At 57.6% G+C, this 17,462-nt stretch carries 16 protein-coding genes; 15 read left to right on the forward strand and 1 reads right to left on the reverse strand.

Annotated elements, in window-relative coordinates; genetic code table 11:
• The 15 genes from NOR51B_RS13890 to NOR51B_RS13960 form a co-directional block, all read left to right on the forward strand.
• Positions 1 to 2,103, forward strand: a 2,103-nt coding sequence (locus NOR51B_RS13890) for a TonB-dependent receptor (RefSeq protein WP_154647815.1), incomplete at its 5' end; no start/stop codon positions are given.
• Positions 2,104 to 2,122: 19 nt separating this feature from the next.
• The gene (locus tag NOR51B_RS13895; RefSeq protein ID WP_009020849.1) at positions 2,123 to 2,689 is read left to right on the forward strand and encodes a Tat pathway signal protein; all 567 of its coding nucleotides are present in this window, start codon (positions 2,123 to 2,125) and stop codon (positions 2,687 to 2,689) included.
• Positions 2,689 to 4,239 (forward strand): GMC family oxidoreductase, encoded by a 1,551-nt coding sequence (locus tag NOR51B_RS13900; protein ID WP_009021672.1) that lies wholly within the window; start codon positions 2,689 to 2,691, stop codon positions 4,237 to 4,239. Before NOR51B_RS13895 ends, NOR51B_RS13900 begins: the two co-directional genes overlap by 1 nt.
• A gap of 117 nt (positions 4,240 to 4,356) precedes the next feature.
• Positions 4,357 to 6,447, forward strand: a complete 2,091-nt coding sequence (locus NOR51B_RS13905) for a 3-hydroxyacyl-CoA dehydrogenase NAD-binding domain-containing protein (RefSeq protein WP_009021229.1) — start codon at positions 4,357 to 4,359, stop codon at positions 6,445 to 6,447.
• 3 nt (positions 6,448 to 6,450) lie between these two features.
• On the forward strand, positions 6,451 to 8,076 hold the full coding sequence (locus NOR51B_RS13910) for an AMP-binding protein (RefSeq protein WP_009019811.1): 1,626 nt from the start codon (positions 6,451 to 6,453) through the stop codon (positions 8,074 to 8,076).
• Complete coding sequence (locus NOR51B_RS13915) at positions 8,076 to 9,260, forward strand: thiolase family protein (protein WP_009018912.1); 1,185 nt, start codon at positions 8,076 to 8,078, stop codon at positions 9,258 to 9,260. The genes NOR51B_RS13910 and NOR51B_RS13915 overlap by 1 nt, the downstream gene beginning before the upstream one ends.
• Positions 9,257 to 9,802 carry a Zn-ribbon domain-containing OB-fold protein gene (locus tag NOR51B_RS13920; RefSeq protein ID WP_009021139.1) on the forward strand — a complete coding sequence of 182 codons (546 nt, stop codon included), beginning with the start codon at positions 9,257 to 9,259 and terminating at the stop codon, positions 9,800 to 9,802. Before NOR51B_RS13915 ends, NOR51B_RS13920 begins: the two co-directional genes overlap by 4 nt.
• 3 nt (positions 9,803 to 9,805) lie before the next feature.
• A complete protein-coding gene (locus tag NOR51B_RS13925) occupies positions 9,806 to 10,537 on the forward strand; it encodes an SDR family NAD(P)-dependent oxidoreductase (protein WP_009019537.1) in 732 nt (243 codons plus the stop codon).
• A 20-nt stretch (positions 10,538 to 10,557) separates the two neighbouring features.
• On the forward strand, positions 10,558 to 11,889 hold the full coding sequence (locus NOR51B_RS13930; RefSeq protein WP_040482160.1) for an aromatic ring-hydroxylating dioxygenase subunit alpha: 1,332 nt from the start codon (positions 10,558 to 10,560) through the stop codon (positions 11,887 to 11,889).
• Complete coding sequence (locus NOR51B_RS13935; RefSeq protein WP_009020074.1) at positions 11,886 to 12,359, forward strand: aromatic-ring-hydroxylating dioxygenase subunit beta; 474 nt, start codon at positions 11,886 to 11,888, stop codon at positions 12,357 to 12,359. The genes NOR51B_RS13930 and NOR51B_RS13935 overlap by 4 nt, the downstream gene beginning before the upstream one ends.
• A gap of 110 nt (positions 12,360 to 12,469) precedes the next feature.
• On the forward strand, positions 12,470 to 13,996 hold the full coding sequence (hpaE, locus tag NOR51B_RS13940; protein ID WP_009021295.1) for a 5-carboxymethyl-2-hydroxymuconate semialdehyde dehydrogenase: 1,527 nt from the start codon (positions 12,470 to 12,472) through the stop codon (positions 13,994 to 13,996).
• Positions 13,997 to 14,008: 12 nt separating this feature from the next.
• A complete protein-coding gene (gene hpaD / locus NOR51B_RS13945; protein WP_009019529.1) occupies positions 14,009 to 14,860 on the forward strand; it encodes a 3,4-dihydroxyphenylacetate 2,3-dioxygenase in 852 nt (283 codons plus the stop codon).
• Position 14,861: 1 nt separating this feature from the next.
• Positions 14,862 to 15,227: a 5-carboxymethyl-2-hydroxymuconate Delta-isomerase gene (locus NOR51B_RS13950; RefSeq protein WP_009020422.1), complete on the forward strand. Its 366-nt coding sequence runs from the start codon at positions 14,862 to 14,864 to the stop codon at positions 15,225 to 15,227.
• A gap of 42 nt (positions 15,228 to 15,269) precedes the next feature.
• Positions 15,270 to 16,076: a 2-oxo-hept-4-ene-1,7-dioate hydratase gene (hpaH, locus tag NOR51B_RS13955; RefSeq protein ID WP_009021354.1), complete on the forward strand. Its 807-nt coding sequence runs from the start codon at positions 15,270 to 15,272 to the stop codon at positions 16,074 to 16,076.
• A gap of 12 nt (positions 16,077 to 16,088) precedes the next feature.
• Positions 16,089 to 16,856, forward strand: coding sequence for an aldolase/citrate lyase family protein (locus tag NOR51B_RS13960; protein ID WP_009020534.1), 768 nt, complete (start codon positions 16,089 to 16,091; stop codon positions 16,854 to 16,856).
• Here the strand turns inward: NOR51B_RS13960 and NOR51B_RS13965 are convergent.
• Positions 16,853 to 17,461 (reverse strand): DUF2452 domain-containing protein, encoded by a 609-nt coding sequence (locus NOR51B_RS13965; protein ID WP_040482161.1) that lies wholly within the window; start codon positions 17,459 to 17,461, stop codon positions 16,853 to 16,855. The genes NOR51B_RS13960 and NOR51B_RS13965 overlap by 4 nt on opposite strands.
• Between the last annotated feature and the right edge of the window lies 1 nt (position 17,462).

Here is a 17,462-nt window from a genome sequence, read left to right on the forward strand (position 1 = left end):
ACCTTTGCGGTTTTTGATGTTGAGCGTGTTGAGATACTGAAGGGCCCGCAAGGCACGCTATTTGGACGTAACGCCACCGGCGGTCTGGTTCATTTCATTTCCAATGCGCCGAGTTTTGATGGCCCAGAGGGCTATCTGGACCTTGAAGTGGGTCAGTTCGACTCCGAAGCCAACGCCATGCGCTACGTCGCTGAAGGGGCTTTTGGCGGCCCCCTAAGCGAGACCGTCGCTGCACGCGCTGCCTTCCGCTACAGCAAGCAGGATCCCTATCTGAAAAATCTCTACAGCAACGATGATCAGCTTCCGTTCCTGGGCGATCCTGGCCCCGGTGCTGGTGCCGATCTTGGTGATGACGATACCATTGCCGCAAGACTGCGCTTTGCCTTTACCCCGAGCGACGATCTGCGCATGGATCTCAGCTTCAATTACTCGGATAGCGAGGTCAATACCGGACCCTACCAGAGCAAATCGACGCTGGGTATCGCCACCGAAGTGAACGGCAATCTCGAGCTGATCAATGTGGTCAACACCCCGGCTGATGAAACCCGGCTGACTGCCGTCGTCGATGCCGATGGCAACGACACCGGCCTCGACGGTGGTGCCGACATTGAAGATGGCGACAGCTTCCTACCGGGTGGTGGTGGCGGTCTGCCGGGCCGACTAGCACCGGGCGCCGATTTCTTCGGTTATCTCGACCCCGACGGCGATGACTTCACCTTTTCCGGCGATTTCGCATTCAGGGACCAGGGCAGCGTCGAAAATTCCGGCGTCAACTTTCGTCTGATTTATGATTTATCCGACACCACGACATTTACCTCGATTACGGACTACAAGGACTATGAGAAGCTCTTATTTATTGACGTCGATGCGGCGCCGGTCAATCAGCTCGCCAACTACGCCGGTGTCGACGCATCGAGTTTCACTCAGGAGTTCCGTCTGAGTGGCGAGACCGAGCGCAGTCGATGGGTGGCAGGTCTCTATTACCTGAACATTGACTCAGAATCGGATAACGGCTTGAAGGGACCGCAAAACAGCTTCGCGGATGTCTTCGGCGGCTCGCCGATCGATGTGGGTACTGTGGCCAACCTGGAAACCGATTCCTACAGCATTTTCGGTCAGTATGAATACGATTTCAGCGACAAGCTCACGGTCATTGCCGGACTGCGCGCCATGCAGGAAGAAAAGGACTTTGGTCTCGTACTTGGCGTTGCACCCTCTGACGGTTCTCGCGTCGTCAACAGCTCTCCCTGCTTCTCGGGTCAGCTCGACGCCTGTTTCCCCGGAACCGGCGTCAGTTATGAAGATGATTTCTCAGAGAATTTCTGGGCAGGAAAACTGCAGCTTACCTACGATGTCTCTGACGATCTGATGCTGTACGCGGGTGTGAATCGCGGGGTGAAAGCAGGGAGCTATAACGCACCCTTACTCGGCGCCTACTTTGGCTCTGGCGGTGATGCCGGCCTGCCCTACGACGAAGAAGTCCTCACCTCCTATGAGGGTGGCTTTAAGGCAACCCTCGGCGGTGGCACCACGCGAATCAATGCAACTGCTTTCTACTACGATTACAAGGATTATCAGGCCTTCCTGTTTGTGGGTGTAGGTGGCGTTGTGACCAACCAGGATGCCGACAACTACGGTGTAGAACTCGAGATTCAGACCACGCCGGTGGATGGTCTCGACCTGATTATCAGCGGTGCCTACTTCGATGCCACGGTGAAGGACGTATCGCTACGAAATGGCTCGCCGCTGCCCCCAAGCGACGTGGACCCCACCTATGCGCCGGAACTGCAGGCGACCGCGCTGGCGCGATATTCCTTCGATGCCTTCGGCGGTCTGATGGCGATTCAGGGTGATATCAGCTACTCCGACGAGTACTACTACAACCTGCGCAACTTTGACGCCGACAAGTTCGACAGCTATGTCGTCGCCAATGCCCAGCTCAGTTATGCGGTGGATGATTGGCTTGCCACGCTGGCCGTCCGCAACCTGACCGACGAGCGGGTGGGTATCCAGGGCTTTGACCTTGCCACTCTCTGCGGTTGTAACGAGGTGGCCTACAAGGCGCCTCGCTACTTCTCGTTCGGACTGCGTAAAGATTTCTGATTGATAGTGAGGTAGCCCCGTGAGCGATACGTTTGCTGCAGGAAAGTCAGTTGACGCCGTTCAATGCGACCGACGGCAGTTCCTGCGAAGCGGTACCGCACTGGGGCTGTTTCTTGTCGCTGGAACCTGGGTCGCCTTAACACCGGCGCAGGCTCGAGAGAAGAAATTCACAGCACAGGTCCTGACCAGCAGCCAGATCGGCGCTTGTGAACAACTGGGCGATGCACTGGTTCCCGGGGCTGCAGTGGCGGGAATCGCCGCCTATATCGACAGCCAGCTGGCGAAAGGAACCGACTCGCTTTTGATGGCGCGCTATCTGGGTGCACCACCCAATGTCCAGCCCGGCTTTTATGGCGCGGCGTTAGACAGTGCCGTATCAGCTTTGGACGCGGCAAAGGGTGACGTCGAGAGCGTGCTCGACGCTATGGGCAGCGATTCGATTGAAGGCTGGCAGGGACCACCGGCCAGCTTTTTTTCATTTCTGCTTCGCGCCGATGCACTCGATGTGGTCTACGGCACCGAGAAGGGCTTCGCCGAGCTGGCTATTCCCTATATGGCGCATATCCGGCCCGAGGAGCGCTGGTAATGGATACCCAATTCGATACGGTAATTGTCGGCGCCGGCGCTGCGGGTCTGTTGATGGCGACTCGCCTTGCCGAGGCCGGGCAGAACGTCGCTGTTCTCGAAGCGGGACCCGAACGCAAGCTCAATGATCTGGTGAGCTCCCAGATCTGGGCCCGAAAACTCAAATGGGCGGATACATCGGTTGCCGAAGCCGGTAATCATGCGATCGGTCACGCCTTTAATTCCGGCAGCGGGACTGGGGGGTCTGCGGTACACCACTATGGAGTATGGCTGCGCCTCAGGGAGAACGATTTCAGTGTGGCCAGCGATCACGGCGTCGGTCTCGACTGGCCCATCGATTACGACACCCTGAGACCCCACTATGATCGGGTCCAGCGTGAAATCGGAATCAGTGGCGATGCGGAAGCTGAGATCGGACGCCCTCCGGGCGATCCCTACCCGCTCCCTCCCCTGCCCGTATTTTCCCAGGGTCGGGTATTGCAAAAAGGATTTGAGAAAGCCGGTCTTACAGCAATGCCGGTGCCGATGGCGATTAACAGCCAACCCTATCAGGGTCGACGCGCCTGCCTCTACGACGGCTGGTGTGACGCCGGCTGCCCCATTGGTGCCCTTGCCAACCCACTGGCTGTGTGGCTGCCACGTGCGCAAGCCGCGGGTATTACGCTCTTACACAACGCCAAAGTCGTGCGGGTACTCCGCAGCAGCACCAAGCAATCCCGTATCACCGGCGTCGATTATTTGTCAGGGGGTGAAACCCATACCATCAAGGCGCGCGATATTGTGATCGCAGCGTTCACCGTCCAAAGCACCCGAATTCTGCTCAACTCCAAAACCGACTCACTGCCAGCACCAGGTAATCGCGAGGATCAACTGGGCCGCTACCTCACCACGCACCCGGCGGCAACAGTCTTCGGTCTGTTCGAGGAAGAGACGCTGCCACATCAGGGTGTCACCGGCGGACAGCTGTTGTGCCACGATCACTACGCAGAGAAAGATCAGGGCGATGCCTTTGGGTCTTCCCAGTGGATCATCGCCAATGCGATCAAACCGAATGACCTTCTCGGTTACGGCACGAGTCGCCCCGATATACGCGGACCGGCGCTAAAGCCCTGGCTCGAGCGCGCGGCTCGACACCTCGGCAATATGACCCTGGTAACCGAGGATATTGCCCAGGCCGACAACCGAATTACCCTCTCAGAGAATCGTGACGCCGATGGCGTGCCGGGCGTGAGCACAATACATAACCTGCGGCCGGAGACCATCGCGCTGTGGGAGCGACGCGTTAAGGAGGGCAAAAAATTATTCGAGCTGGCGGGCGCTGATGAGGTCTGGAACGGACCACGCGCGCCCATGCACATCATGGGCGGTACGGTAATGGGCAATGACGAATCGGCCTCGGTCACAGACCATATGGGCCGGGTGCACGACACCGATAATCTTTATGTCGCGGGGCCCAGCCTGTTCCCATCCACGGGCGCGGTAAACCCCACATTCACGCTATCGGCATTGGCGTCACGGCAGGCCGACCATTTAATCAGAAAGTACTCGTGAGCCAAGAATAAACATGCAGGTTGCCGGAGCGAGTGGTAATCGTGTTCCAGAGCAGCTCCGAAACCAAGACGGCGAACCACCGCTGAAAACCCCTCCAACGATCAGGAACCCCTAGTAATGTCTGTTGTGACTTACCACCTCAAAGATGCCATTGGTGTTATCACCATCGATAACCCCCCTGTAAACGCCATGTCACATGCCGTGCGTTCGGGTCTGGTCGACGCCCTGGATACCGCTGCTGAAGATGATTCGCAGGCATTGCTGATTATTTGCAAAGGAAGAACGTTTATTGCCGGGGCGGATATTTCCGAGTTCGGCAAACCCCCGAAGTCACCCACACTACGCGATATGCTCGATATGCTTGACTCGCATCCGAAGCTTACCGTGGCTGCAATTCATGGCACCGCCCTCGGTGGCGGCTTCGAGACGGCACTGTGCTGTAATTATCGCTGTGCACTCGACACAGCGAAGGTCGGTCTGCCTGAAGTGAAACTCGGGCTTTTACCGGGCGCCGGTGGCACCCAGCGAACCCCCCGACTCGCGGGCGCGGCCGATGCCATCACGCTGATAACCCAGGGCAACCCGATGCCCGCAGAACAGGCATTGACCAGCGGCCTGATTGACCAGGTGGTTCAAGGTGATCTTCTGGCGGGCGCGGTCGACTACGTGCATCGGCTCATAGCGGAGGACGCACCGCGACGACGGGCGCGCGACCTGCCCTTCTCACTCAGCGATGAAGACCGGGAGGCCATCGCCAGTGCGCGCAAGTCGCTGGCTAAAAAGACGCGCGGTGAGCACGCACCTCAACGCATTCTCGACTGCATCGAGGCCGCGGCTACCCTCGACTTCAATTCAGGGCTTGCCCGGGAACGAGAACTATTTGATGCCTGTATGACCGATCCCCAGTCTGCGGCGATGCGCCATATGTTTTTCGCCGAGCGCCAGGCAGCGAAAATTCAGGGAATGGACCCATCGGTTGCGCCGAGGGACATTGGCTCGGTGGGTATTATCGGTGCCGGCACCATGGGCGGAGGCATCGCCATGTGTTTCGCCCAGGCCGGGATTCCGGTGACCCTGCTCGATATGAATAGTGATGCCGTAACGGCCGGGCTCGACCGTATACGAAAAAACTACGCCATCAGCGTCAAGCGCGGGCGATTTTCAGAGGAACAGGTGAATGCCATAATGGCCAACATCGAGGGCTCTTCAGATTACGCGGATCTCGCCGAGACCGATCTTGTTATCGAGGCGGTATTCGAGAACCTGGCAGTGAAACAGGACGTTTTTCGCTCCCTTGATTCGGTGTGTAAAGCGGACGCTATTCTGGCCAGCAATACGTCATACCAGAGTATTGATGACATCGCCGCGGTGACCTCAAGGCCTCAATCTGTGTTGGGTACGCACTTTTTCAGTCCGGCGAACGTGATGAAACTCCTCGAAGTCGTTCGCGGGGCGCAGACGGACGATGAGATCATTGCCACGGCAATGGCGGTGGGTAAGAAAATCGGGAAAGTGCCCGTACTGGCCGGCATGTGTTACGGCTTTATCGGCAATCGCATGTTGCGCAGCTATGGACGCGAGGCACAACTCTGCCTTATCGAAGGTGCTACACCTGCGCAGATTGACGGTGCCATGGAGCGCTGGGGTATGGCCATGGGGCCTATCGCAGTGGGTGACCTCGCCGGGCTGGACATCGGCTATAAGGCGCGCGAGCAGCTCACCCCCGAGCAAAAAGGCAAACCAGCGAGCTACATCGTTGCTGACAGGCTCGTGGAAATGGGCCGACTGGGACAAAAATCCGGCGCCGGCTATTATCAATACGACCCTGAGACACGTGCACGGATCGAAGACCCCTCGGTGATTGAGCTCGCAGCGCAGTGCGCGGCAGAGCTCGGCATAAAACAACGCTCAATCACCGACGAGGAGATTGTCGATCGATTAACCCTCGCTCTCGCCAATGAAGGTGCGCGTATTCTCGAGGAAGGTATCGCCCAACGCGCCAGTGATATCGATGTCGTTTATTGTTTTGGCTACGGTTTTCCCCGCCATCGAGGCGGGCCAATGTGGACTATCGAAGCACGCGGCTTAGACAATGCGGTACAGCGAATGAAAGCCCTCGGCAATTCCCTCGACGCCGACAACTGGCAGGTGGCGCCACTATTGCAACAGCTCGCCGAGTCCGGTGAAAGCCTCAAGGACTGGCAGTAGACGATGTCGACTGAACCCAACAGCCCCCGCGAGATACTGGCGACTACCGCAAAGCACTTTCCCGATCACGACGGCCTGCACATTCCGATGACCGCCTGCAGCCATTATGCGGATACCGCGATTACACTGGATTACCGGCAACTCGATCAGGCGGTCAGTACAGCGACGACGCAATGGGCGGCGAGCGGCATCAATGGTCGTGTCGCACTCATGCTCGAAAACCGACCGGACTTTTTTGTCCAGTGGCTGGCGCTCAATGCTCTCGGGGTGAGCGTCATTCCACTCAACCACGAAATGCCCGATGAAGAGATCCCCTACTACCTTGAGCACGGTGATGCGGTCGCGGTTTGCGCACTGGCCGAGCATCGCGGCCGGCTTGAACGTATCTGTGCCCAACTGCCACAGTCTTTACCCGTGGTGACACCAGAAGCGGTGGCTACGTTGAACCTCGCCACCGGCATCGATCCGCACTCCAGGCACAGTGGGCCGGATCAGGAATGCGCCCTGCTCTACACTTCTGGTAGTACCGGCAAACCCAAAGGCTGCATTCTCAGTAATGACTATTTTGTGGAGCAGGCCAAGTGGTACGCCAATCTCGATGGCCTGGTGCAGCTGCGTGAAGGTGTCGAGCGACTACTGACACCCCTTCCCCTGAGTCATATGAATGCCATGTCGGTCTCCGCGATGGCGATGTTCTACACCGCTGGATGCCTGATTCAGCTTGACCGTTTTCATCCGCGAAGCTGGTGGGAAAGTGTTCGTTCCTCCGGTGCGACAGCCTTGCATTATCTCGGCGTACTCCCGGCCATTTTGCTCGAACTTCCCGAGGCACCCGATGATGATGTGGGTGATCAGGTGCGGTTTGGCTTCGGCGCCGGAGTAAACCCCAAGCACCATGCGCGTTTTGAACAACGCTTCGGCTTCCCGCTGCTGGAGGCATGGGCAATGACCGAATGCGGCGCCGGTGGGGCGATTATTGCCAATCACGAACCGCGACATGTGGGTGAATGCTGCTTTGGTCGACCTCCTGAAACACTGGATTGGCAACTGGTCGATGAACAGCGACAACCGGTGGAGCGTTCCCAGCCCGGTGAGCTCCGGGTGCGGGCGGCGGGCGCCAATCCTGAGAAAGGTTATTTCTCCGGTTACCTGAAAAATCCATCGGCAACCGCTGAAGCCTGGACCGATGGCTGGCTGAACACCGGCGATATCGCTGCAGAGTTGCCCGATGGCTCGCTGAAGTTTGTCGACCGACGAAAGAATGTTATTCGCCGCTCCGGGGAAAATATCTCAGCGCTCGAGGTGGAAGCCGCACTGGTGGAGCATCCGTCAATCAGCGCCGTCATCGTCTGCCCGGTACCCGATGATTTGCGCGGCGACGAGGTCGCGGCCTGCATTACGCTGACGGAACAAGCAGAGCACACGCTTTCCCGGGCAGAGGACATCCAGCGCGTCGCATTGGAACGGCTGGTTTATTTCAAAGCGCCGGGTTGGATTGTGTTCTGTGACTCGTTGCCCATGACCGCGGCGAACAAACCCAAACGAGGCGACATCAAGGTGCTTGCCCGCGAAGCGATCGACTCGGGCGCAGCGTTTGATCTTCGTTCGAACAAGAAACGGATCAAATAATGAGCAGTTATCAAGGTGTTGCCCTGGTATCGCCGATCAGCTTTGGCTACCAGAAGCAAAGCCCCCGAAGCGCTGCTTTTTTTATTGGTTCGGTATTACGAGAGCTGATAACGACCTCTGCTATCGATAAGGCCGAGATTGATGGGCTTGCCGTTTCAAGTTTCTCCTTGGGCGTGGACTCCAGCATTGCGCTGGTGGAGCACTTTGGTCTCGAAGTTCGCTGGCTGGAACAGATCAACGTCGGCGGCGTGTCCGGACTACTCGCCCTGCGCCGGGCGGCGCGAGCCATTGAAGCCGGGGACGCCGGGATTATTGCCTGTATCGGTGGTGATACCGCACACCACCGCGGCTTTGAGGCAACCGCGGCCAACTTCTCCAGTTTCAGTATCGACGGGGCCTTCCCCTACGGCGCCGGCGGCCCCAATGCGGCCTTCAGTCTGATCACCGCAAACTATATGAAGCGCTACGGCGCGACCCGAGAAGATTTCGCGAGAATCTGTCTCGACCAGCGCTACAACGCCAATCATTACCCCATGGCCCTACTCGGCCACAAACCGCTAACGCTCGATGCCTATCTCGGTGCGCGGCCAATAGCAGGTCCGGTACATCTCTTTGACTGTGTCATGCCCTGCGCGGGCGGTGAGGGCTTTCTGGTCATGAGTACCGAGCGTGCACGAGCGCTGCAATTGCCCTACGCCGAGCTGCGAGTGGCCGATGAATTGCACAACGCCCATCGCAAGGATCCGGTGCAGGATCGCTCAGGCTGGACAACGTATATCGACGACCTATACCAGCAGAGCGGGTTTGGGCCCGAGGACATGCAGTTTCTACAAACCTATGACGATTACCCCATGATCAGCATGATGCAAATGGAAGACCTCGGTTTTTGCCGCAAAGGTGAGGGCCCGGCGTTTGTCCAGCGTACCGATATGCGCTTCGATGGCAGTGGCAGCGCGCCGGGAAAACTACCCCATAACACCAGCGGAGGTCAGCTGTCCTGCGGGCAGGCGGGCTCCGCCGCCGGCTACCTCGGCCTTACCGAGAGCATTCGTCAACTCACCGACCGGGCGGGTAGCAACCAGATCCTGAATGTACACCGGGGGCTGGTAAGCGGTTACGGGATGGTCAATTACGACCGTGGTCTCTGCAGTGCCGCGGCCATTTTGAGTCGAGGTCAGTCATGACTATTGCTGAGAAAATGCGGCAAAGGCTGCGGCTCAATCGGCCCTCACTGCGTGCGCGAGCCCGGCCACCCAAGCAGCGAACACCCCTGGGTCAGAACTTCAGCGCGGCCAACCTGCCTGTGGCACTGTCGATGCCGGTTTGTGATACCTGCGGCCATGTACAGTACCCGCCGACTGAGCTTTGCGGCGAATGTCTCGCGGACACCCTGGTATTCAGGGAAACCGATACCCAGGGCACATTGCTCGCCAAGACCGAATTACACCATAGCGTGTGGGAATTCTTTAAACGCCGCATGTCGAAAGCGCCCTGGCCCATGGGGTCGGTGAAGCTCGATGCGGGCCCCGTGGTACTGGCCCATCTGGCCGACAACACATTGGCACCGGGGCAATCCGTGCAGGTGTTCAGTCATACCGACGCATCGCGATCCTCGGTATTGATTGCCTGCGACGTTTCACAGCCGGTGGGTCGGCGCGAAGTTCGGCGCGCACTGACTGAAGCCACGGGACTGACGCAAATCGCCGTTCGCGAAAAGGGAATCTGAATCATGGACAATCATCAGCACATTGTGGTTACCGGGGGCAGTACGGGAATTGGTGCTGCAATCTGCGCGCAGTTTCTGGAAAAAGGGGTCGGCGTTATCAATCTGGCTCGACGGCCTTTGGAACTTAAACACCCTGCATTGACCAACATCACCATTGACCTCAGCGATCGCGAGGCGACCCGCAGGGTCGCTGCCAAAATCGCCGACCGATTCGAAATTACAGGTCTTGTTCATAATGCAGGGCTTATCAGGGCCGATCTGGTCGAGGCGGTAGATCTGGCAGACCTCGACTACCTCACCCAGGTGCATCTGGGCGCGGCAATTTCACTGACCCAGGCGGTGCTGCCGGGAATGAAGGCGCGTCATTTCGGGCGTATCATTCTGATTACCTCAAGAGCCGCGCTAGGCCTGCAAACCCGAACCAGCTATAGCGCTACCAAAGCAGGAATGATGGCCATGGCACGAACCTGGGCACTGGAGCTCGGCGGTGACGGGATCACTGTGAATACTGTGGCACCGGGGCCCATTGCCGACACCGAGATGTTCACCTCGGTGACCCCCGTCGATAGCCCCAAGGCCGACGCGCTGGCTGCAAGCATTCCCGTTAAGCGACTGGGTAGATCCAGCGATGTAGCGGCAGCCGTTACGTTTCTTGCGGGCGCTGACGCGGGCTTTATCACCGGACAGACCTTAATGGTGTGTGGCGGCGCCAGCCTCGGATCCTTGGCACTCTAAACAAGGGAGTAAACCTGATAATGACGATGATCCCCGACAGAAACTTCGACCACTTGGTGCAACCGACACGCCTGCACCGAGATCTTTATATCGATCCTGAATTATTCGAACTCGAAATGTCCAGAATCTGGGGGCAGGCCTGGATATTTATTGGACATGAATCCCAGATTCCGGAGCCGGGCGACTACTTCACCACCAACATTGATCACAAAACGCCAGTGGTCATGATTCGCGATACCGACGGTTCGATTAAGGTGCTTCACAATCGCTGCGGACACAAGGGTGCCCGTCTCGTGGTGGAGCGCCAGGGCAAGGTTCGCGGCGCTTTCAACTGCAGTTATCACGGCTGGCGCTTTCGCTTTGACGGTAGCCTGCTCGCCGTACCCAACGAAAAAGGCTACGCCGATACGGGTTTTGACAGCTCGGACCCCTGTTATGGCATGCGGCCGCTGGCCCAGGTCGATCACTATCGTGGGTTTGTCTTTGCCACGCTCTCCGAGAAGGCCCCCGCCCTGCTGGACTGGATGGGCGGCGCCAGGGACTGCTTTGACAACCTCTGCGATCGGGCGCCGGAGGGCGAGGTAGAGGTTGCGGGGGGTGTGACCCGCTACGAGCATCAATGCAACTGGAAATTCATTCTCGAAAATCTCAACGACACGATGCACCCCATGGTGGTTCATCAGTCGGTGGTGCAGGCGGCGAAGCAATTCATCAGCACACTGCCCGAAGATGCCGTGCAGCAACGCAGTGAAGCCGAGATTATTCCTCCCTTCGGCGCCAGCTACGAGACCTTCGAGAACTCGGGAATAACGGGTTTCAATTACGGACACCATTACGATGGCGGGAAAACCAGTATCCACGCGGATTATTCGGTAATGCCCGAGTACCACGAGGCCATGGTCGCCGCCTACGGCGAGGAACGGACCCGGGAAATTTATGCCTTCAATACCCATAATGTGTGCTTTTATCCATCACTCACTATCAAGTGCGCCGTACAGAATATTCGTGTGATCCGGCCAATCGCGGTCGATCGTTTCATTGTTGAGACGTGGTCATTCCGGCTCAAGGGTGCACCTGACGCCATGCTGCAGCGCACCCTGCTCTATTCGCGACTCATTAACTCGGCGATGGGAATGGTGGGACCCGACGACCTAGAGGTCTACCGCCGCGCCCAGGAGGGACACCAGTCGCCCGCGGGTGAATGGATAGAGTTTCATCGCGGTTATGGAACTGACCAGCAGCTTGATGATCGAATCGTCGGCGGGGGCACCTCCGATCTCGATATGCGCACCCAGTACCGCGCCTGGAAGGATTACATGCAAGGCGCCATTTTTGATGGGGTAGACCAATGACACAACGGCAATCTATTGAAGATTTTCTCTATGATGAAGCCGCATTACTCGATCGGCCGGATCTTGATCGATGGATGACCCTGTTCACCGCCGACGGCTTCTATTGGATGCCCGCTGTCGAGGACCAGGTCGATCCACTCAACCATATCTCCCATGTCTATGACGACCGGGTGATGATGGAGATTCGCCGACGGAACTTTGTACACCCACGGGCGTCCTCCAAGGATCACAGGATCCGATGCAGCCACGTTATCGGAAACGTGCGTCTGATCCAGGAACACGACGATGGCAGCTTGGAGGTCGGATCCAATCAGCATGTTGTGGTCGACTACCGTGATGAGCAACGGGTATATGCCTACCGGGGTATCCATTTACTACATCCGGATGGTGATACGTTTCTTATCAAGAGCAAGCGCGTAAATCTGATCAATCCCGAGGCTCCCCAGCGCTCTCTCATTGTCTACCTGTAGGTCGCGGTATCCGCTCGCAACGCACTGGTTGATGTTCTCGCCCATTTAGGTAACATGTTACCTTTCTTGCTCGGGGATGATTCCCGAGAGCCAACAGCGAGCGACCACCAATGGCACAGCAGAGCGACTTCCACGACAATCAACAACGCGCCGGCGACTATCTCAAGCGTTTCGCAACGACGGTCACCGGCCATTACATCGGCGGATCGTGGGTACCAACCGACGGCGCGGCCAGCTTCGACAACCTCAGCCCCGCAAACAACCAATCCCTGGGGGCCGTCGTCGCGGGTACCGAGGCCGACGTTGATGCGGCCTGCCAGGCCGCCGAGGACGCATTTGGTGAATGGGCTGCAATGCCCGGCCAGGCGCGCAAAAAGCTGCTCAACCATTTTGCGGACCTGATCGAAGCCCGAGCCGATGAAATCGCGCTGGTAGAATCCAGCGATTGCGGACAGGCGATTCGTTATATGAAGCAGGCTGCCATACGCGGCGCCGCTAACTTTCGCTTCTTTGCCGACAAAGCACCCGAAGCCCGTAACGGGCAATCGCTAATGCAGCCCGAGCACACCAATTTAACGATCCGCTCGCCCATTGGGCCGGTAGGCGTTATAACGCCCTGGAACACGCCGTTTATGCTGGCCACGTGGAAGATTGCACCCGCATTGGCAGCGGGCTGTACGATCGTCCATAAACCTGCAGAACTGAGCCCCCTGTCAGCGACGCTGCTCGCCGAAATTAGCGAGGAGGCCGGGATTCCACCGGGCGTCTGGAATATGGTCCATGGCTTTGGTGAGACGGTGGGCAAGCGATTGAGCGAACATCCGGCGATCAAGGCGGTTTCTCTTGTTGGCGAAACCAGCACCGGCAGCCACATCATGCGCCAGGGTGCGGATACGCTAAAGCGCATTCATTTGGAGCTCGGTGGCAAAAACCCCATTATTGTTTTCGACGATGCCGACTTCGATCGCGCGCTTGATGCCGCAGTATTCATGCTCTACAGCCTTAATGGGCAGCGCTGCACATCAAGCTCCCGATTGCTGATCCAGAGTGGTATCCGGGATAAGTTTCTCAGCGCACTCAAGGAGCGAGTGGCCAATCTGAAAGTGGGGCACCCACTCGATCCCGCCTCGGAGGTGGGTCCGTTGGTGCATAAGGAACACTTCGAGAAGGTCATGGGTTATATGGAGGCCGCGCGGGACGGTGGAGCGACCATCGCCGTTGGCGGTAACCGGATCACGTCGATGGGTAATGGCAACTACGTTGAGCCCACGCTATTTGTCGATGCAGACAACACCATGCGTGTCGCCCGAGAAGAAATTTTTGGTCCTGTTTTGACCGCGATCAGTTTTGATACCGAGGAACAGGCCATAGCGATAGCTAATGACACCGAGTATGGGTTGGCCGGTTATATCTGGACGGGCGATACCGGGAGAGCGATGCGCATGGCCCACGCGGTGGAAGCAGGAATGTTATGGATTAACAGCGAGAACAACCGCAACCTGCCCTCTCCTTTCGGCGGCTTCAAAATGAGCGGTATTGGTCGAGATGGCGGAGACTACAGTTTTGAATTTTACATGGAGACCAAAAATGTGTGTATCGCCCACGATACGCACAGCGTCCCCGTGATCGGTCGTTAGGAGGTAATCAAAATGGGTGAAATTGCGCTGGCGGCAAAAATCACACACGTCCCGTCCATGTATTTGTCAGAGATGGACGGTCCCCACAAAGGCTGTCGCGATGCAGCTATCAATGGGCACAAGGAAATCTCAAGACGCTGTCGCGAATTGGACGTCGATACGATCGTGGTGTTCGATACGCACTGGTTGGTTAACTCGGGTTACCACATTAACAATGCACCCCACTTCAAGGGTGTTTATACCAGCAACGAGTTACCGCACTTCATCAAGAACATGCCCTACGAATACGATGGCAACCCCGCGTTGGGCGCCTTAATCGCCGATGCGGCGACAGCGGCCGGGATACCGACCCGCGCCCACAGTGACACTTCGATGGGGCTAGAGTACGGCACACTGGTTCCCATGCGCTATATGAACGCCGATCGCCACTTCAAAGTCGTGTCGGTGTCAGCGATGTGCCAGGTGCATGACCTGCAGGACAGTGGCCGTCTGGGCGCCGCTCTGCGCGAAGCGGTGGAAGCGGATTACGACGGCAAAATAGCGGTGTTTGCATCGGGTTCGCTATCCCACCGATTCGCACAAAATGGTGTTTCCGAAGAGTACCTCTTCAAGACGTGGTCACCCATGCTTGAACACATGGATCGCGAGGTCGTTCGTATGTGGGAGCGCGGTGAGTGGAAGGACTTTGTAGAGATGCTTCCCGAATACGCCGAAAAATGTGATGGCGAGGGTTTCATGCACGACACCGCGATGCTGCTGGGCGTCATGGGATGGGACCAGTATCAGGGCAAGGTCGAGGTACTAACGCCCTACTTTGGCAGCTCAGGTACCGGGCAGATCAACGCTATCTTCCCGCTGCAATAATATGCCACATCTCATTGTCGACTATTCGGCCAATCTGCCCGAGCCCGAGCTGCAACTCGATTCCTTGCTCGACAATCTGGTGCACACCGCTATTGGCACCGGATTGTTCCCCGAGTCAGGAATGCGGGCGCGGGCGATACGCTGCGACCACTATCGGGTCGGCAACGGCGATCCGGACAACGGCTTTATCAATGTCAGTATGCGTGTCGGCGCCGGTCGTGATCTTGCTGACCTGCAGTCCGCAGGGGAGCAGATTTTTGAAACGCTGAAGCAACACACGGCCGCTCTGATGCAGCGTCAAAAAGTGGCGCTCTCCTGCGAAATGCGTGAGCTGGCACCGGTAAAATTCAATTTTAAAAATCTCTAACCCATCGGTTGATAACCCACCCCTACCCCTGCAGAGGCAACCATGCTTGACCAGCAACAGATAAAAGCAGCAGCTGACGCGCTGTATACCGCCGAGAAAACGCGCCAGCAGATTCAGCCCATCACCCTGACCTATCCCAACATGGATATGGACGATGCCTATGCGGTGCAACGGGCGTGGGTCGATAAAAAAATCAGCGATGACGGCGCTGCGATCACCGGCTACAAGATTGGCCTCACCTCCCGGGCCATGCAAATGGCAATGAACATCACCACCCCCGACTTTGGGATTCTGCTCGATGACATGCACTTCCCCAACAACAGCGACATACCAGCCGCTGATTTTCTGGATCCCCGTATCGAAGTCGAGTTGGGTTTTGTGCTCAAAAAACCGCTGTTCGGCGAGTCGGTCACGGTTGATCAGGTCCTCGATGCAACGGATTACATTGTCCCTGCGCTGGAGCTAATCGCGGCGAGAAGTTTTCGGGTTGATCCGCAGTCGGGCTATACCAGAACCGTCTTCGATACTATTTCCGACAACGCCGCCAACGCCGGGTACATCGAGGGTGATGTCAGGGTGGCACCGGGCGACATCGATTTGCGCTGGGCCGGCGCCATCTGCTACCTCAATGGCGAGGTTGAGGAGACCGGGCTTGCCGCAGGGGTTTTGGACCACCCGGCCAAGGGTATTTGCTGGGTCTGTAAACGCTTTGCACCCCATGGCATTGGTATTGAGCCCGGGCAGTTTATCCTCGCGGGCTCTTTCACCAGACCCATCGCGGTGAAACCGGGGGATAAAATCGTCTGCGATTATGGACCCCTTGGCGTCATCAACGCACAGTTCACTTAAGGAACCGAGGCTATGGAGCTGAAGCAAAACCAGGTTTTACGGGACAGCAGCCTCGATCGTGTCCTCTATGGCTGCTGGCTGGGTATTCCCGACAGCAATGTTGCAGAGATGGCGGCGTCAGCGGGCTTCGACTGGCTCCTGATCGATCACGAGCACGCCCCTTTCGAGCTTGCTGATGTGATGGCCCATTTACGGGCACTCGCACCCTACCCCGTGGCCCCTGTCGTGCGGCCCGTCAATAATGACCCGGCGCTGCTGAAGAAGTTTCTGGAAATGGGTGTGCACACCTTTGTCATACCGATGATTGATACCGCTGATCAAGCGGCCGCCTGCGTTCGCGCACTGAACTATCCGCCTAAGGGAGATCGCGGGGTCGGTAGCTCTCTGGCAAGGGCTGCCCACTGGGGTCAGGTGGACGGTTATCTCGAAAACGCCAATGACGAAATATGTCTTATTGTGCAGGCTGAAACCGTCACCGCCATTCGCAATCTCGACGCGATTCTTGAAGTCGATGGCGTCGATGGGGTCTTCCTCGGCCCCTCTGATCTGGCTGCCTCCATGGGCCATATCGGCCAGAACACCCATCCCGATGTTGTTGAATCCGTAGCTAATTCACTGGGCCGCATTCGCGAGAAGGGTCGTATAGCGGGAGTACTCGCCACCGACGCCGATATGATTGCACGCTATCGCTCGGCGGGCGCCAATTTTGTCGGTGTATCGGCGGATACCCTGCTGGTGGGTAAAGCGTTTCGTGACTGCGCCGGACAATTCAAGGACTAGGGCCTTAGCGTCAACCCGGGTACCGCCGCCTCGGCAGCCAACTGCTCCAGCCAGACGTGGCTACGCACGTTATCGAGCCCCGACAATTTCAACGAGTGGGTTAGCGAACTACTGAGCGCCGTGGCCAACATGCGCTGCCGATACGGCAGGTTGGACTGATACAGCGGCAGCGAGTCCTCCAGAGCCTCTGCCGATGACAGGCTGTCGGTAAAGCCACCAAAAAACGCTGCCAGCGCCTCCCTCAATGCCGTATCTTCGAGCGCCAGATCATCGAAGCGAAGCTCCCAGGTCATGTCACTGCGCAGTTGACAGTCGCAAAGATAGGGGCCGGGTAATCGAGCGCCCCATTCACTGGGGGAAATCAATGACAACTGCCAGTTATCGCGAACACGATACAGGTGATACCACCTACCAGGCAGCACCTTAAAGTCAAACCGCGCTGATAACACCAGCAGCGACGACCAGTAATCCACAAGCACCTGCGCGGGCGCCTTCGGTCGCACCCCGCCCGGAGCGAGCGCGCCCCAATCCTGCAGCACGGGCACTACCCCCTTGCCATCGGGATTGCCCTCGGGGGTCGGCGAATAGTAATCGGTTGATTCCATG

It is taken from the genome of Luminiphilus syltensis NOR5-1B, from assembly GCF_000158175.1.
Classification (GTDB): domain Bacteria; phylum Pseudomonadota; class Gammaproteobacteria; order Pseudomonadales; family Halieaceae; genus Luminiphilus; species Luminiphilus syltensis.

Bases quoted from the DNA above. Each gene is read 5' to 3' on its own strand.
- NOR51B_RS13965 (WP_040482161.1), bottom strand. From the start codon at position 17,461: ATGGAATCAACCGATTACTATTCGCCGACCCCCGAGGGCAATCCCGAT.
- NOR51B_RS13960 (WP_009020534.1), top strand. From the start codon at position 16,089: ATGGAGCTGAAGCAAAACCAGGTTTTACGGGACAGCAGCCTCGATCGT.
- NOR51B_RS13910 (WP_009019811.1), top strand. From the start codon at position 6,451: ATGTCGACTGAACCCAACAGCCCCCGCGAGATACTGGCGACTACCGCA.
- NOR51B_RS13950 (WP_009020422.1), top strand. From the start codon at position 14,862: ATGCCACATCTCATTGTCGACTATTCGGCCAATCTGCCCGAGCCCGAG.
- NOR51B_RS13920 (WP_009021139.1), top strand. From the start codon at position 9,257: ATGACTATTGCTGAGAAAATGCGGCAAAGGCTGCGGCTCAATCGGCCC.
- NOR51B_RS13915 (WP_009018912.1), top strand. From the start codon at position 8,076: ATGAGCAGTTATCAAGGTGTTGCCCTGGTATCGCCGATCAGCTTTGGC.
- hpaE (WP_009021295.1), top strand. From the start codon at position 12,470: ATGGCACAGCAGAGCGACTTCCACGACAATCAACAACGCGCCGGCGAC.
- NOR51B_RS13925 (WP_009019537.1), top strand. From the start codon at position 9,806: ATGGACAATCATCAGCACATTGTGGTTACCGGGGGCAGTACGGGAATT.
- NOR51B_RS13900 (WP_009021672.1), top strand. From the start codon at position 2,689: ATGGATACCCAATTCGATACGGTAATTGTCGGCGCCGGCGCTGCGGGT.
- NOR51B_RS13930 (WP_040482160.1), top strand. From the start codon at position 10,558: ATGACGATGATCCCCGACAGAAACTTCGACCACTTGGTGCAACCGACA.
- hpaD (WP_009019529.1), top strand. From the start codon at position 14,009: ATGGGTGAAATTGCGCTGGCGGCAAAAATCACACACGTCCCGTCCATG.
- NOR51B_RS13905 (WP_009021229.1), top strand. From the start codon at position 4,357: ATGTCTGTTGTGACTTACCACCTCAAAGATGCCATTGGTGTTATCACC.
- hpaH (WP_009021354.1), top strand. From the start codon at position 15,270: ATGCTTGACCAGCAACAGATAAAAGCAGCAGCTGACGCGCTGTATACC.
- NOR51B_RS13935 (WP_009020074.1), top strand. From the start codon at position 11,886: ATGACACAACGGCAATCTATTGAAGATTTTCTCTATGATGAAGCCGCA.